The sequence below is a fragment of the Sphingobacterium sp. MYb388 genome (assembly GCF_037479535.1).
GTDB classification, from domain to species: domain Bacteria; phylum Bacteroidota; class Bacteroidia; order Sphingobacteriales; family Sphingobacteriaceae; genus Sphingobacterium; species Sphingobacterium anhuiense.
In genome coordinates this window covers 1,119,698-1,135,175 of the sequence record NZ_JBBGYV010000001.1, presented here as the reverse complement: position 1 = coordinate 1,135,175, position 15,478 = coordinate 1,119,698, and the positions used below count along the sequence as shown (strand labels likewise).

At 37.6% G+C, this 15,478-nt stretch carries 13 protein-coding genes; 2 read left to right on the top strand and 11 right to left on the bottom strand.

What is annotated here, in order from left to right; genetic code table 11:
* Positions 1-181: 181 nt before the first annotated feature.
* The gene (locus WH188_RS05005; RefSeq protein ID WP_339423410.1) at positions 182-1,642 is read left to right on the top strand and encodes a caspase family protein; all 1,461 of its coding nucleotides are present in this window, start codon (positions 182-184) and stop codon (positions 1,640-1,642) included.
* Positions 1,643-1,880: 238 nt separating this feature from the next.
* Here the strand turns inward: WH188_RS05005 and WH188_RS05000 are convergent, their stop codons facing one another.
* From WH188_RS05000 to dinB, 4 genes are all read right to left on the bottom strand, one after another.
* Positions 1,881-2,324, bottom strand: a complete 444-nt coding sequence (locus tag WH188_RS05000; RefSeq protein ID WP_339423409.1) for a hypothetical protein — start codon at positions 2,322-2,324, stop codon at positions 1,881-1,883.
* A 3-nt stretch (positions 2,325-2,327) separates the two neighbouring features.
* Positions 2,328-3,038, bottom strand: coding sequence for a hypothetical protein (locus WH188_RS04995; protein ID WP_339423408.1), 711 nt, complete (start codon positions 3,036-3,038; stop codon positions 2,328-2,330).
* 166 nt (positions 3,039-3,204) lie between these two features.
* Complete coding sequence (locus WH188_RS04990; RefSeq protein WP_339423407.1) at positions 3,205-6,090, bottom strand: DNA polymerase III subunit alpha; 2,886 nt, start codon at positions 6,088-6,090, stop codon at positions 3,205-3,207.
* A gap of 31 nt (positions 6,091-6,121) precedes the next feature.
* Positions 6,122-7,303 (bottom strand): DNA polymerase IV, encoded by a 1,182-nt coding sequence (gene dinB / locus WH188_RS04985; protein WP_339423406.1) that lies wholly within the window; start codon positions 7,301-7,303, stop codon positions 6,122-6,124.
* Between the two features lie 67 nt (positions 7,304-7,370).
* Between dinB and WH188_RS04980 the strand changes: the two genes are divergently transcribed.
* Positions 7,371-8,174, top strand: a complete 804-nt coding sequence (locus WH188_RS04980; protein ID WP_339423405.1) for an XRE family transcriptional regulator — start codon at positions 7,371-7,373, stop codon at positions 8,172-8,174.
* Between the two features lie 78 nt (positions 8,175-8,252).
* Here the strand turns inward: WH188_RS04980 and WH188_RS04975 are convergent, their stop codons facing one another.
* The 7 genes from WH188_RS04975 to WH188_RS04945 all read right to left on the bottom strand — a co-directional run bounded on the left by WH188_RS04975 (position 8,253) and on the right by WH188_RS04945 (position 15,384).
* Complete coding sequence (locus WH188_RS04975) at positions 8,253-9,164, bottom strand: DUF4238 domain-containing protein (RefSeq protein ID WP_339423404.1); 912 nt, start codon at positions 9,162-9,164, stop codon at positions 8,253-8,255.
* Between the two features lie 164 nt (positions 9,165-9,328).
* Positions 9,329-10,522 (bottom strand): DUF3883 domain-containing protein, encoded by a 1,194-nt coding sequence (locus tag WH188_RS04970; protein ID WP_339423403.1) that lies wholly within the window; start codon positions 10,520-10,522, stop codon positions 9,329-9,331.
* A 371-nt stretch (positions 10,523-10,893) separates the two neighbouring features.
* Entirely contained in the window at positions 10,894-11,958 is a 1,065-nt protein-coding gene (locus tag WH188_RS04965; protein WP_339423402.1) for a hypothetical protein, read from the bottom strand.
* Between the two features lie 26 nt (positions 11,959-11,984).
* Entirely contained in the window at positions 11,985-12,224 is a 240-nt protein-coding gene (locus WH188_RS04960) for a hypothetical protein (RefSeq protein WP_339423401.1), read from the bottom strand.
* A gap of 50 nt (positions 12,225-12,274) precedes the next feature.
* Positions 12,275-13,291, bottom strand: a complete 1,017-nt coding sequence (locus WH188_RS04955; protein ID WP_339423400.1) for a hypothetical protein — start codon at positions 13,289-13,291, stop codon at positions 12,275-12,277.
* Positions 13,292-13,696, bottom strand: coding sequence for a hypothetical protein (locus tag WH188_RS04950; RefSeq protein ID WP_339423399.1), 405 nt, complete (start codon positions 13,694-13,696; stop codon positions 13,292-13,294). It abuts the gene before it with no gap.
* Between the two features lie 11 nt (positions 13,697-13,707).
* Entirely contained in the window at positions 13,708-15,384 is a 1,677-nt protein-coding gene (locus WH188_RS04945; protein ID WP_339423398.1) for a hypothetical protein, read from the bottom strand.
* Positions 15,385-15,478: the final 94 nt, after the last annotated feature.

Sequence of the window (15,478 nt, the reverse complement as noted above, 5' to 3'; positions counted from 1 at the left end):
TAACAATTCAATAACTGGCTTAAGAAAATAATAAGTTAATGAAAATAGCCAAAACAATTCCACAAGAGATGGCAGCGGCATCCTTTTCCTTTTCGGAAAAGATATAGCGAACAGCTCGGTCCTACTTTAGGAGGATGTGGCAATATTTTGTAATTTTGTGGTACACAATAAATTATAATCCATGAAAACACTAGCAATTGTAATTGGCAATAATAATTATCAGGCAAATGATAAGCTTACAAATGCAATTAATGATGCGCAATCTCTTGCAACAGTCTTTAAGCGACTTAATTACGACGTAATTGAAAGGACAGATCTAAATAATGAAGGATCAGGGAATCTTTTGAATGAATTCAGCGAAAAAATTTCTCAGTACGATGCCACTATTTTTTTCTTTGCTGGCCATGGATTCGAGTTAGATGGTGAAAACTACCTAACAAATGTTGAGTGTCAAATTCCACCATCCAATCCTTATTATGCCAGAATGAATAGCATAGGCATGTCCGAACTACTCAAATTATACAAGAATCATCCCAATAAGATTAATATCCTAATAGTAGATGCTTGCCGCAAATCATTTGGAAGAGGTGGCGTTAATACATTTGCACCAGTGAAAGCGCCTAAAGGAACGCTCATAGCTTTTTCGACATCGCCCGAAGATGGTGCATTTGACACAGGGCATTATCCCGAAAATAGTATTTACACCGGTACCTTATTGAAGTACATCGGCAGAGAAATGCTTTCAGTTGAAGAGCTATTTAAGAAAGTTCGCAAAACTGTGCATTACTTATCTAATGGAAGGCAAACCCCTTGGGAACATACTTCACTTATTGATGACTTCTATTTTAACGATGGTCAGTTGGTCCATTCTATTTCTATTCCTTATAACGAAGAAGTAGTGAAAGATGCGAATTTCCAAGGTAAGCAAGATGAAATCAGCCAATGGATTCGCGAAGTACGCATAATTGATTGGAACAGACAAAATCCTGCATTCAACTGTTTGTTGACCATGAATCCAATTAGCCTTGATAAAAATCAGCAATTTATTCTTGGACGCAATTTGTTACAGGCTGGAGATGCGGCTTATGAAGCGGTGGGATTTTTCGAGAATATTAATGATAATCTCTCCCGTTATAATGATGCAAATGGAGAAAATCATGTTTTAAATGGTATTCTATTTGAAATCTACTTTAATAACCATGGCGAATTCCGTAAAGAAAATTTCAAAATGCATAATTTTGAGAAAATAATTACGCTTCGAAATAATCCAAAATATGATAAATCATTTGAATTCATTAAGCAATTATTAAAGAATTATATGGAAATACGCCCGTTCTGGATCCCAGAGCGAGAAGCAGGACCAATTGATGTAAATGTTAATGTCACTCAACATAGCAGTACAGACTTTCTTGGGAGGCCCTTACAATTCGACATTATAAATTCTATTAACGCTATGTCACATGAACTTCTTGAGCCGCTACAGAGATACCATATAATAGGCTATGGAGAACCTGCCCTGAAGAATGCATTAGCTAATTATCTTGCTGCCCCAATTGGTTTAATTGAAATTCATTCATCAAAACCCATAAACAATATTGCTTTCCCTATAAAAGAAGAGTTAGAAACTTCTTTTGATATTTAAAAATGTTTGGGGAGTTATAGCGATTATCTCCCCAAACATTCACAATGTAAATTACCATAGCTATTTGCAGCAGACATAATTTCTTATAGCTACTTTCTTCAATTGTTCAAGATTGACAATTGACTAGCGAGTACATGTTTATTTTACTTTAGTGGAGATAGTAAATGCAAGATTTAAACCAACGTCAACATTGATAATTTGCATTTAAATTGTGCGCCTATTATTTGTTTTACAAAATCTAGTTAATCACTTTGTTGCTTATCACCAGATATGCTACTATCCATAATGCTAACATTAATATTTGGTACCAAGCCTTTGCTGAATGTTCCTTACCTAACCACAACTCATGCAATATTACCAAGCTAACTACTATAAAGGTAAAAAACGCAATCAATGGTCCTGTGCTTGTAAATAATGTCGTTATGAAAATAATCAAAAGAGGTTGAAGACTCCATTCTGTTAATAACTGCAAGAACTTGGGCATCTTATGTTCATAAGACGTATCTAACCAAATGTCAATATCGCCTATTGTGTCATTTCCTGCTGCAGCCTGTTTTTCTAATTCAGCCCGCTTTTCATTTCTCTTGTAACCTTGTTTTCCGAAAATTATAATCACCGGCAAGATTATAGAGAATAATCCTCCGATAAATAGATACAGAGTTTCCTGATGGTACCAAATCATATTTTAAAATCTATTTATTGACCAATTTCTGATTCTAATATCTCTCTCTTGTATTATTTTCCTCCATAAATAATAAGAACTTTTTTTATTGAGATTATTATCCTCAAATTCAAATAATTCCTTTGAAATACCAGGCTGACTTAACGGGGTAAAATAGGAAATAATTTCGTTATCCCGATACGGGAAAATGGAAATTTTACATAATAAATTAATCTTTATTAAATGTTGCAAGAGGTCATCATTACTAGCAACAATGTGATCCTGCTTTATTAAATAAATGTCTTTTTGTGATTCTGGCCGATTCGTCCAATCAACAACAAAATCATCATAAAATGTCTTATTTATATCTATTTCATCAAATTCTTGATTCAATAAAGGAATATGAAGCCAATTAAAAAGTAAAAAAAGAGATTTTACAGAGTTAAATGAAAATTCGTTTAAATCCCGAATGCACTCGTAAAAACCTGCGGATACTTTAATATTTTCTTTATTTAATGCATTTATAAACGAATCCTTCGATGCCCCTCGAATTCTTTCACTAAAATCGTTCAATGACCCAATATCTGGCAATAAAAGATAATTTTGCCTATCGATTGATATCTGAATATTGTCATTTGAATTATAATTAAGGTCACCCTTTAATTCAACTTCTAAATTTTCGAAAGAAGCATTTTTATAATACAAAAATTTATTTGCGTTAATCTTTATCTCCATAATTTTACTTTACAATTTCATAAAAGCTCTGACAACCTGTGTCAGGCTATAGAAATTGAATGATTGCTAAATTAAGTAAATCTTTTACAATTAATGAACAGTGATTAAATGTAATTTGCAATCAATATTATATTATTAGATCCTGGTCGCTAATAAACTATCAGCATCACTCACTTCTCGGGTCCTGCTTCAATGGCATCTTCCCGCACTTGGATATCGTAATCGAAGGGCATCCAAATTCATTGTTGACGACACCTTCCAGCAGATAGAGACCAGCACCTCGTAAAGGATATTGTTTTAGCGATGGTGGGAAGTGCACCGTATCAAAGAATACGCCATGTTCGTCCAGAAAGGTACCGAACTTCATATAGTCACCATGCTTTGTTCTAACAGTTTTATCCGCAACAAAATCACCTACCATCCTTACCGTACGCCCGACATACTGCAAGAGGTCCTTTGCCGCAATGTCCCCACGGTATGGACTTCTGGCCAATTCAAACAGGTTCTTTGTAACAGGAAAACCGATCAGTTCTATTTCGTCGTACAGGTCTTCCAGTACCGATGTCTCCAGTTTGGGCAGTACCGGTTTGCGTGTCCCACTTTCAAATAACTGACCTTCGTTGTTCTGCTTCTTAACGCCCGACAGAAGCAGGTGTGCTTCCCAGAGCAGTTCCTTTTTACCCATGCCTGTAAAACGTAAAGCCCCTACCCTAATGAGTACAACCAGTTGCTCCAGACCGGTACCAGTGCGCATCACAAATTGTTCCAGGCTTTTATACTCACCATTGATCCTGCGCTCTTCAGGTATTCTGTAACCCAGCTTTTCTTCCATATTCAGCAAGCTATCAAAACCGAGATAAATGTCGTCCCCATATATACAGGTGTTGAACACACTTTTGTTCACGCAGGGCAGGTTGATATTTGCACCAGCCACCATAGCCTCGTTTACATAAACTTTGCGATTATAAAATCCACCATAATTGTTCAACACAGCTACCATGAATTCCTTTGGATAGTATGTTTTCAGAAACAGGCTCTGATAGCTCTCCACAGCAAAACTCGCACTGTGTGCCTTGTTGAAACTGTAGCCTGCAAACGATTCCATCTGTCTCCAAATTTCCCTACTCGCACTTTCGGGATAGCCCTTGGCCTTGCAGTTCGCAAAATATTTGTCCTCTATCTCTATCAGGTGGTCCTTGCTCCTGTACTTACCGCTCATCATCCTGCGCAGCACATCTGCATCCCCCATATCCAGCCCGCCGTAGGCATTGGCAATTTTCATCACATCCTCCTGATAGACCATAACGCCATAGGTCTCTTCCAGCTGCTCCTTGAACACAGGATGCGGATAGACGACCTTTGATGGGTCATGATGGCGTTTTATAAATTCCGACATCATACCACTGCTGGAGACGCCGGGCCTTATGATTGAAGAAGCGGCCACCAAGGTCAGGTAGTCGTCGCAGCGCAGTTTGGTGATCAGCTGGCGCATGGCAGGACTCTCGATATAGAAACAACCAATGGTATTGGCAGATTTTAATTGTGCCGCAATTTGAGGATTCTTAAAAAAACGTTTCGGGTTTTCCGTGCTTATGGTAACGCCCCTATTCTGCTCCACGATCTGCCTGCAGTCCTTGATATGGCCTATGCCCCTCTGGGAAAGGATATCAAACTTTTCAAAGCCTATATCTTCCGCTACGTACATGTCGAACTGCATGGTGGGCAGGCCTTTCGGCGGATAGTCCAGAGCCGAGTAACAGGTCAGCGGCTGTTCGGATATCAGTACACCACAGGCATGCATAGTCCGCTGGTTCGGAAAATCCTCCATACGGTTGTACACGCCAAGGATCATGTTGGTGACCTCATTCTTGTTGAGCATATTTTCCGGTTCCGTGACCAGTCGGTCTATCTCCCCTTTGGGCAGACCATACACCTTACCCAGCTCCCGGAGTATGCTCCGTGAGCGGAAAGTGCTCATGGCGCCCATCATGGCGGTATGACCACTTTGGTACCGGTTGAAAATATAGTCGTAAACCTCGTCCCGCTCGTTCCAACTGAAATCAATGTCAAAGTCGGGCGGGCTTTGACGCTTAGGATTCAGGAAGCGTTCAAAAGGTAATTTCAATTCAATAGGGTCCACATCCGTTATACCCAAACAATAGGCCACGGCGCTGTTGGCACCACTTCCCCTGCCCATATAATGAAAATCCCGGCTACGTGCATAGCGGCAAATATCGTCCGTGATCAAAAAATAACTGGAGAAGTTCAGCTTTTCAATCACCTCCAGTTCCCGTTGCACCCGCTGTATGGCGGCGGTATCGGTGCGTGCATAACGCCTGCCCATACCATCGTTGGTATACTTGAGCAGGAGCTGTTTGTCATTGTACCTGTTGCCCGTAAAAGTAGCCTTGTTCTTCATTTTTTTAAAGTCAAAATCGAAGGAGCACTTTGCCAGCAAACTGTTGGTGTTGCGTATCAATTGTGGCACATCCTTATACAGTTCCATCAGCTGCACACGTGGTATAAAGACCTCCTCCCTTGTACCGGCCATATCCTTTGTCAGTTGAGAGATCAGGATGTTATGGTCGATGGCTCGGAGCTGGCAATGGAACTTAAAATCTTCTTTCTTAAAAGAAACAGTGGCCATTATTACATAGCGTTCCATATTGGCATGCCGATCCAAGCGGATAAAGTTTATTTCCGATGGTCTTATGCCGATGTATTCATTGTCCTTCAATTGCGATGGCTCTTTGGCACCATAGGGATAGACGATGTAAACATCTTCCAAAGATGGCGCATCTTCAGGCAAGGGCCTATGTTCCTTATTGGCTTTCGTCATCAGTTCATTTAGTGCCCTGAAACCTGCATTGTTGCGGGCAATGCCGATGTACAAAAGCTGGTCCCCATTACGGAATTCCATACCTGCAAGGATATTCAGCCCAGCCTTGCTGCCCCTCTTCAACAGGTCGAGCGAACCCGTACTGTTGTTGATATCGGTCAGCACTGCGGTATCGTAACCGTTGTCCTGCATACCTGAAATGAGTTCCTCCAATGAAAGTGTACCATACCGGAGGCTGTAATAGCTATGCACGTTGAGCAGCATGGCCACCTCCTTCCTCTTTTTCAGGGAGACAAATCCCTTTCATTATATATTGCGCACCATAACGGTTACGTATCCTGTCCAATGCTTCCATCAGGTTCATGTCCTCCAACGTATCATTGAACAGATCGACCTGGTAGCTGCCATGTATAAGGTTGCTGAATTTGATACCGATCAGACGGATCAGCATCCTGCGGCTGTACAGTTTTTTAAAAAGCCCCAGTACCTTTTCGATTATAATCTTATCGGAATTGGTGTAGGCGACCTTTATCTGTTGCGTATGGGTATCAAAATTGGAATAGCGGATTTTTAAAGTGATACATCCTGTCAGTTTCTTTTCGTTGCGTAAATCAAAGGCCAGGGTATCCACCATACTGTACAGCGTCTTTTTAAGCAAGGCCATATCGATCGTATCCTGTTGGTAGGTCGTTTCTTTCGACATGCTTTTCTGTTCGCTAAAAGGAACTACAGGAGCGGTGTCTATACCATTGGCCTTGTTCCAGATGGAGACACCGTTTTCTCCCAGTACACGTCGCATGGTAAACACTTCCATTTCTTGTAAGGTGTGGATCCTACTGATACCCATATTGCGGAGCAGGGTGTAAGATTTTTCACCTACCATAGGTATTTTACGGATTGACAATGGTGCCAAAAAACCTCTCTCGGTACCGTCGTCCACTTTGAGTTCACCACTGGGTTTTGCCTGTCCTGTTGCAATCTTGCTGACCGTCTTGTTGACGGACAGACCAAAAGAAATGGGCAGGCCTGTTTCTTTTATAATGCGCTGCCTCAGTTCCTGTGTCCACTTCCAACAACCAAAAAACTTGTCCATACCGGTAATGTCCAGATAGTGCTCGTCTATACTGGCCTTCTCCACCATCGGCGCCTGTTCCTCGATAATTCCGGTGACCATCCCTGAATATTTACTGTACAGGTCATGGTCACCCCGCACCAGTACAGCTTCAGGGCATAGCTGCCTTGCCATCCGCATCGGCATGGCCGAATGTATCCCGAACTTTCTGGCCTCGTAGCTGCACGATGCTACGACACCCCGGTCTGAACTGCCACCTATCAATACAGGTTTGCCCTTGAGGTCGCTGTTGAGCAACCTCTCCACCGATACAAAGAATGAATCCAGGTCACAATGAACAATACTTCTTTCCATCAATTATCAAAATTATTTACTACTTTTGTTATTAATAATAACAAACAACTGTTATCAATAATAGCGAATGGAAAATAAACATCCAAAAATATTTTTTGCAACGAACGTTAAATACCTGCGCGAACGTAAAAAACTAAGCCAGGAAACGGTTGCCGAAAAGCTGCAGATCACGAGGGCCAAGCTGGCTTCCTTAGAAGCGGGTAACACCAGAGCTCCCCAGCCGGAGGATTATATCAACTTTTCAGATTTCTTCAAGGTGAGTGTGGACAGTTTATTGAAGGTGGACCTTTCGAAACTTGGAGAACTCAAACTGCGCGAGCTGGAATCCGGCAACGATATTTATATAAAGGGCGGAAATCTTCGTGTCCTGGCCATTACGGTAGACAAGCGGAACACAGAACATGTGGAGTATGTGCCCATCAAGGCCAAGGCCGGATATTCCTCTGGTGGCTACGGTGATCCCGAATATATTGCTACTCTGCCCAAGTACCACCTGCCCAACCTACCCAAACAAGGTACTTACCGCATCTTCCCTATCACAGGGGACTCCATGCTACCTATACCGGACGGCAGTGATATAACAGGACAATATGTCGAGGACTGGTTGGGGATCAAGGCAGGAACACCCTGCATTGTGATCCTTAAGGGTAACCAGGATTTTGTGTTCAAAATGGTGACGTTGCAGGCTGATGGTCAGGTATTGTTGACATCTTTGAACCCGGAATTTCATCCCTACACATTGCCATTGGGCGAGGTACTGGAGATATGGAAGTTTCACAGCTTTACCAGCAGGGAGATACCGGAAGCTGTAACGGATTTGGGCATGGTTATTCGGGAGATCAGGGAGTTGAAAGGAAGCCTACGATCATAGTAGAGCTTCCCATCATGTTAAAAACAAAACGTATCTACTGCTACAGTCGTAAAAGTAATTTTTGAACAAACTTTATCGTTAACTATTTGCATTCATTAATTCTGTTTCCGAATCGGCGAATAAAAATTCATGGTATTCTGAAGCAATTTTACCATTTAGAGCAACCGCTTCATATTGATTGATACATTTATATTGATATCGATCTCCAGAGTCAGAGAAATCTATTATGAGTGCGTGTTTAGGTGAAATTGGATAATAAAAAGAAAGGTCTTGAGTATATCCATCATTATCTTTTTCGTTACCATGTAAATTTATTACCGGCTGGTCACTTGTTATGAAAGTAATCTCATCATTTAGTATCTCAAGTAAACAGAATCTTATTTTGGGATCAAATGAAATATTTTGTGCAACTCTTGCAGCTGAAATAACAGACAGTATACTATTTATATTCTTAATATTTAGCGACGTATCCTTAAAATTTTCAATTTGAATATCTCTCTGTTTTTTCGTTCTAAAATATTGAAAGCATATAAACATCAAAGTCTCAAATTTTGACATTGGATCTTCCAGAAAAAGTAGATCACTATAACTTCTACATTGAATTATTTTTTGTCCATGTTCTTCAATGATAGTGTGAAGTAATTCGAAGCCATTTTTTTCTAATTCTTCTAAAGGTTCAGGAGTAGCGTCTGTTATCTGCTCCTGAATCTCTTTAAGGTCATTAAACAGATTAATATCATAAAGCAAGTCGTCAAGCATAGACTTAATTGGTCCCTTTACTTCTGAAACCATATGATTTAAAAACTTCTTGTCAATTTCAGTTAACTTGTTGAATTTATTAAAATATCGTTGCTGTGCCACATTCATCAAATCGGTTAAAATTATTTTTTGTTGATTTTTAAGGTATGTGGTTATTTGCTCGTCCTTGGCCCAGGCTCTTAAATAATTCCTCCATACATAGTGCTGTTTTTTAGTGATGTTTGTTGCCATTTAATAAAAAATCGTTTCTTCAAGCTACGCATATTGTCTTGGTTTTTTGCAAGGCAAATGGAAGCGCAAAATTTCAACTTCGTACAAACATATAATCGAAGAACTGTCATTTAACTTTGCCCACTCCACAGTTGCGAAACCCTTATTAGCAGCTTATGCTTTCGTTAGTTATTTTTTAAGTTGATTTTATATATAGTCGGAAAATTACAAATATTTGTCAGTTCGCCTTGAATTATTAGTAAATCAGCCGTTCCTTTTTGTTCGTTATAATTGTATAAACGATAAAGATAATAATTGTCTTTCTCGATTTTACTTCGTTCGAGTTCATTTCTTGTTATAAAAAAAGTTGAATTTTGTCTGCCTTTAGTTGTTTTAACCTCTATAAAAATTCTATTCCCATTAATATCGAATGATTGAATATCAAAGCCCGTTCCATCGCCTTCGTCTTTTGAAGTGTGTTTTATTTGTTTTATCAAATTGTGTTTATTTGCGTTTTTCAGTTTTTCAATTTCGTATCTCATCACCCACAATTCTCCGATATCTCCTAAACGTTTATTTTCAATTTCGTTTTGAATAAAGTTCACAGTTTTTCCACGAAAACTTATTTGGTCACCAGAATTTGTCAAATCTGTTGATAAAATATTCGTTTCAGTAGTTTCGATTGGAGTTGGTTTTTCGACTAAAACTACTCGGTCTAAATGTCTTGCAACTGCATAGATAAAATCTTGTGTTAGAATATTTAGACTTTCGTCATAATAACAGTCGGCAGTAATCCTGTTTTTATGAAGTTTTAAAATTTCTTGGTCAAGCGAAAGTTCAAATCTGATAAGTTCACATTGGCTATTAAAATGTCCTATATTTTCAAGATGACCCTTAACTGGTTTGTAAATTAATGATAATTTATCTGAAAATTTTTTGAACATATCAAACTTATAAAAAAAGTATCTTTCAGGAAACCGTAGAACTAAATAAACGATTATAGCTCTTTGGTCTTGATATGATTTTTTGTTTTCAAATAGCTCGATATTTATTAAGTTGATGCCAGTTTGGAAATTTTGTATTCGCTCAAACAAATCTTCCTCTTCGTTATATAAATCTTTAAAAAGTTGTCGAAGTACAGTTGGTCTTTGTTCAGCATACTGAAGTAACATTCTTAAAGGAAAATATTGTCCGCTGTTCAATAAATTCTTAGTTTTACTTAAAGAAGCCAACAACATTTCATAGAAATTATCAGCTTCAATATCCCAATTATCTTGGTAACATTTTACAGCTTTCCATTTGTAAATTTCTTCTTGATTTACTCTGTCGAAATTAAGTTTATATTCTTCTATATAATGGGTTAAAATTTGTTTGTTCATTGTTCATGGTATGTTGTGATACGCTTGCTATTAACTCAAAAATAAGCGCAATCAATCTTCAAAGCAAATTCGCGGAACGTGATATTTCTAAATTATAAATAAATGTAGGCTCAGTTGCAAGGCCCTAAATCTTTCACTAATAGCACACTTAATTGCTATTAGTGGTTCACAGCTTAATCCCAATTGGAAAGCATTCAAAAAAATTCAGCAATGGAGGTGGAAAAACTAAAAAAAGTGCTTGCTTCAAAAAAAATAGTGCCAGCATAAACTTAATTTATGTCTGAAACTTAAGATGAGCAGAACTCATCGCTAATAAACAGTACCGCAACCAATCAAGTAATAATCTACATTTCAAACAATTTGATTGGGCTTTATTTGCTCAATATTACTTGAACGAAGCCAGAATCTAATGACTCGGTCACCAATATTGGATGTGCATTATTAGCGAAAATGTCCGCAATTACCCTTGTAGAAGGGTGGGCATAGCTGTTAGTCTTCCCTACAGATATGGGACAGAAGTAATGTCTTCCATCAAAGAAACTTTTATTGAAACATTTAATGTCCCCATGATGTGGAATTTGTACTGTGCCAACCATCTGCCAATATTTGCTAAATAAGACCCTTATATCGATAATATTAAAATCGGCGTCTCCAGAATATATACATGCAGGGCGATTTCCTAAAGCTTCAAATATCCAGCGTTTATGATAATGACGAATTTTTCTAATTTTCTTATCCAATGGGCCAGAAAAGAGCACCATAGAATTTTGATTTATGTTACCAGCAATTGCGTCATATATCTTTTTAATCTTATTCTTATTTGAAATGGCATAACTAAGATCACTCTGGAATTGATCAATATCGAGACCGTGTGATATGAACAGGGCCTTTAATTGTAAATTTCTGTCCTTATATTTATAATTGAAAGGAATATAGAACCAGTCTGCTGCCTTTACCTTTATCTTAGTACTACTTGAGATTTTTATTTCTCCTCCACCTTGAAGTTCTTCTATCTCCACCACCTGTCCATCCCCTCCCCCTTCAATTCCCTCCCCTGCTTCTACCAATATTACATTAGTGTCTTCCCCAAAAAAACCTTGAGGATTAGTGAAAATCTCCACGGCATCAGTGTTTCCAATTGCTAGATAGAAGTTCAGCAAAAACTGTACTTCATTTTCATGTAAAAGCGGCATTACAACATTCCGAATTTGATTGCAGTGATCTTTTAAAACAGAAATTTTGTTGACATGATCGGCGTCAAAATGAGAAATAAATAAGATGTCAATAATTTCATGCTCCGTAAAACTTTGTTTGACTACTTTATCCGCCAATTTGGTATCCTTCCAATTTCCACAATCGTAAACAATATTGTAATTAGCATGTCTTTCAGCGTAAAAAGCCCCTTGGCCTATGGGATGAAACACTCGTATTGTCATAAGCTATATCAGAAATTATTATTAGGTTAAACATTGTTTTCACGAAGCTGTATACTAAACTCGTCAGCAGTTGCCTTCCTTGATTGAGCTTGCTTATAAAAACCAACAATATACTTATCATTTACTTCCAAATCACGTAAGATTTCCTCCAATTCTGGTTTTAGTATTCCTGAATCGGATTCTAAAGCGGAAAAGCTTAAATTTAATCTCACACCTTGTTTCAACTGTTTTGCCAGAATTTCTTTGACCTTATTTTTATTGTCCAAAATCATCTTAAATTTATTGAAATTATTATTTAAGTTTTAGGAATGCTTTCCTACTTACGGTACTTCCAGTCTATCTCTTTTTTAATTTGGTTACCTGAAGCATTTTGTGTGCTTACCTCAATAAATAGATTTTTAGTGGTATCAACTCTTGAATCTGTTGCAAACGTTACATCAGGTACTTTTCCTTCATTAGTGGTTCTAACATTTAGAGCATCTGTGAAACTGCCAACAGGTTCTCGTGTATTTGTAGATGAAATCTGATAGGCATCGAAGTTTACTCTTAAACCTTCCGATATACCGAGCGATTGCATGTTATCAAATAATACAGTACTTATCACTACTGATTCTGAAAGATTGTAAAATGCTTTGTTACTTTGAACCAAAATCTGAGATGGATATGCTGGGCTAAGCTTATAAGCAACTGATTTAAGAGCGATGGTAACATTATTCTTCTTTACAGTGGCACTGATATGATAATTTCCTGTTTGTCGACTTACTTTTAAATAAGTTACCGCCTGATTACGGTCGAACTCAACATCTGAAACTAAAATAGTCCCTGCGGTACTGGTAAAGGTAACTTTAGCACCTTCATAATTTTCACCTGAACCTTCCAATAATAGTTTCACTTCGGACTTACCATTGGCAGTTACAGCTGCTGTGTCTAGTAGGATCAATTCAAAAGAATCAAGTGGTTTTCTTGCCACATAAAGATTTGTCTTTTCAGTCAAACTTTTCCCTGAACCATCCTTTATTATTGCTTTTAGATAGTATTTATCTTCTTTTTCATCCAGTTTCAAATAGGTATAGGCAAAGTCACCTTCGAATGTCACGTTATCAGATGTTAGCATACCTTTATCGGATGAAAACGTTACAGTATAGCCGGAATTTGTCTTAATTAGTTTTTTTACAGCAAGTTTCACTACAGATTTACCATCTGCTAAAATTCCTGCGGTATCCAAAAGAGTAAACTTAAACGATTTATCCACAGAAAAGTCCTGCTTTTCCTTATTACATGCGCCAAAAGCTAAGATCAAAGACAAAATTAAAAACAGTAAAGGCTTGTTCATTTAAATTATTTTTTGGGTTGATAATGTCAAAGCTGCCGATAATATCACTTCATCAGCAAGTTCCCTTAATTCAATTTCAAAAGTTGCATCTACTTCCACTGGCTGCTTTAATTTTTTCAAGTTAAAAGGTATAAACTTAATGATCTCGCTTCTGATCACTTCGCAAGAAATGCTCTCGCTACCATGTTCAACTTTTTTATCTTTTACATTTAAAAAAGAATAGTCCAATGGCTCTAGACATGTTACTACGATTTTAAATCTGGAGGAACTGATCTGGTCCATACGTTTCGACCAGTCCACTCTAAAATAAAGAAGTCCTGTTTCACTATCAGAAGATTCTGACAGATACTTATGACCATCCTTCTCCAGCACCCTTTTAGATTTGCTATATACTTTTATATTCATGACTTTAGGTTTTAGAGTTTAAATAAATCAGCTACCGTTCCGATTGCTTTCAAAAAATTTATATCAATTCCAGCAGATACATATACTGACGGTTTAACGTGATACTTATCTAAAAGAGGATTATCCTTATTAGTTTTATAAAGGATGGTACCTGCATTGATTCTTAATAGCTTAGTAAACCGCATACCTACTCCCAACATCAGATCTCTGCTACTGTTATCACCAAAAATGGAATGGCTGTATTCAGGCCTTTTGCCCAAAAAATTGGCTATGCCCGCTTGGACACTGAACATTTTAAAGAATTTGTTCCATCCTTTGAAACTATTAAGCGGAGCATTTTTATTAATGGGTACGAAATAGAAATTTGCCACATAATAACCGAAAGCTGAAGAGTAGCCCGTTGCCATACCAATTCCTGTTTCGATACTGATGTAGGGTGATTGGGCGGTTTCTACTTCTGGAATAGTGATAACATCCTGGGTAATGCTTTGCGCAACAAGTATTTCAATAGTGATATCCTTTGTGGAAGCTACAGCTTCTGCAATATCCAAATCAGCCGCAGCAATATCATTATAATCGTTCATCATCGATTTGAACACACGAAAAGAAGAACTGAACTGTTCATCTGTGAACAAGACATTCAAATTACTGTCTATCGTATATTCAACAATTCCTTCATTTAATATCTTCAACAGTGAAAAAATAAATTTCACTGATTGCATATCTATAGCCTCAGTCTTTACAATTTCTTTGTCTTCAATTTTTTTATTCCCCACCAAGATCTCATTCAACGTATATGGTTTATTGGCCAGCAATTTTAAAATCTCAAGCCCATCATTGAGCGTGTAATCCTTAAATTGATTTAACTTTACGTCAACCGGAAGTACCATGGCTTTTTTAAGTTCACTACTCCAGATTGTTTCTTTTGCTTGGAGTTGTGGTAAGCTATCAATAATAACTTTTGCTACTAATCCAAATTTGGTCAAAAGCAGTTCTGCTCCCGCTGGTCCATTAATATTTGTGAGTGCTGAAATTCTTTTATTATGTGCATCCCTTAAAAGGCTGTAAGCAGCCTGATAATCTTTATTTCGTGTTTTATATTCTGTATTAGGGTCATCTTTCCTAACTATCTTTTCTCCTGGCTGGGTTGCGACATGCTCTTTGATGACTGCATCAATTTCTTTGTAAAGTTCTTCCCTGTCTTCAGGTATTATTTTTTTCGCAGCATACTTCTTCGTAAATCTTGAAATACTATTGCCGATTTTATTACGTAATTGTTCCCGGTACAAGTCCTCTTTTGGTAAGGTTTTCAAAAATTCAAAAGTAAAATCATAAGCTACATTAGGATGAAGACCGGGACAGTATAAGGTAGCTTTATTATTCTTTACGTTCACTGTTGGGGAAACGTAAGTCTTATTTTCATCTGATTCGACAAGAGGAAAAGTAATCCAACTCTTCTTTCGTAATAGGATATCTTTGATTTGATAACTAAAAGATATCGTAGAAACATTCTCTAAGTCGGTCACCTCAATATAGAAAGGCACATCAAAAGGCAATTCTTTTCTGTTTAGGTTTAGATCATTAATGCTAATACTTATTTCATCTAATTTACGACCAGTTTGGGCAGAAAGATTCTGAAACAAGAAAATCCAACAAGTAACGATGAGCGTGAATTTTTTTAAAATCATAATTATCTAAGATTTAAAGCTCGATCAGAATTTCAGATCGTTTCAAATGTAAACTTCATTTTTTGGCAAAATAACAAGTAATCGATTACAGGAA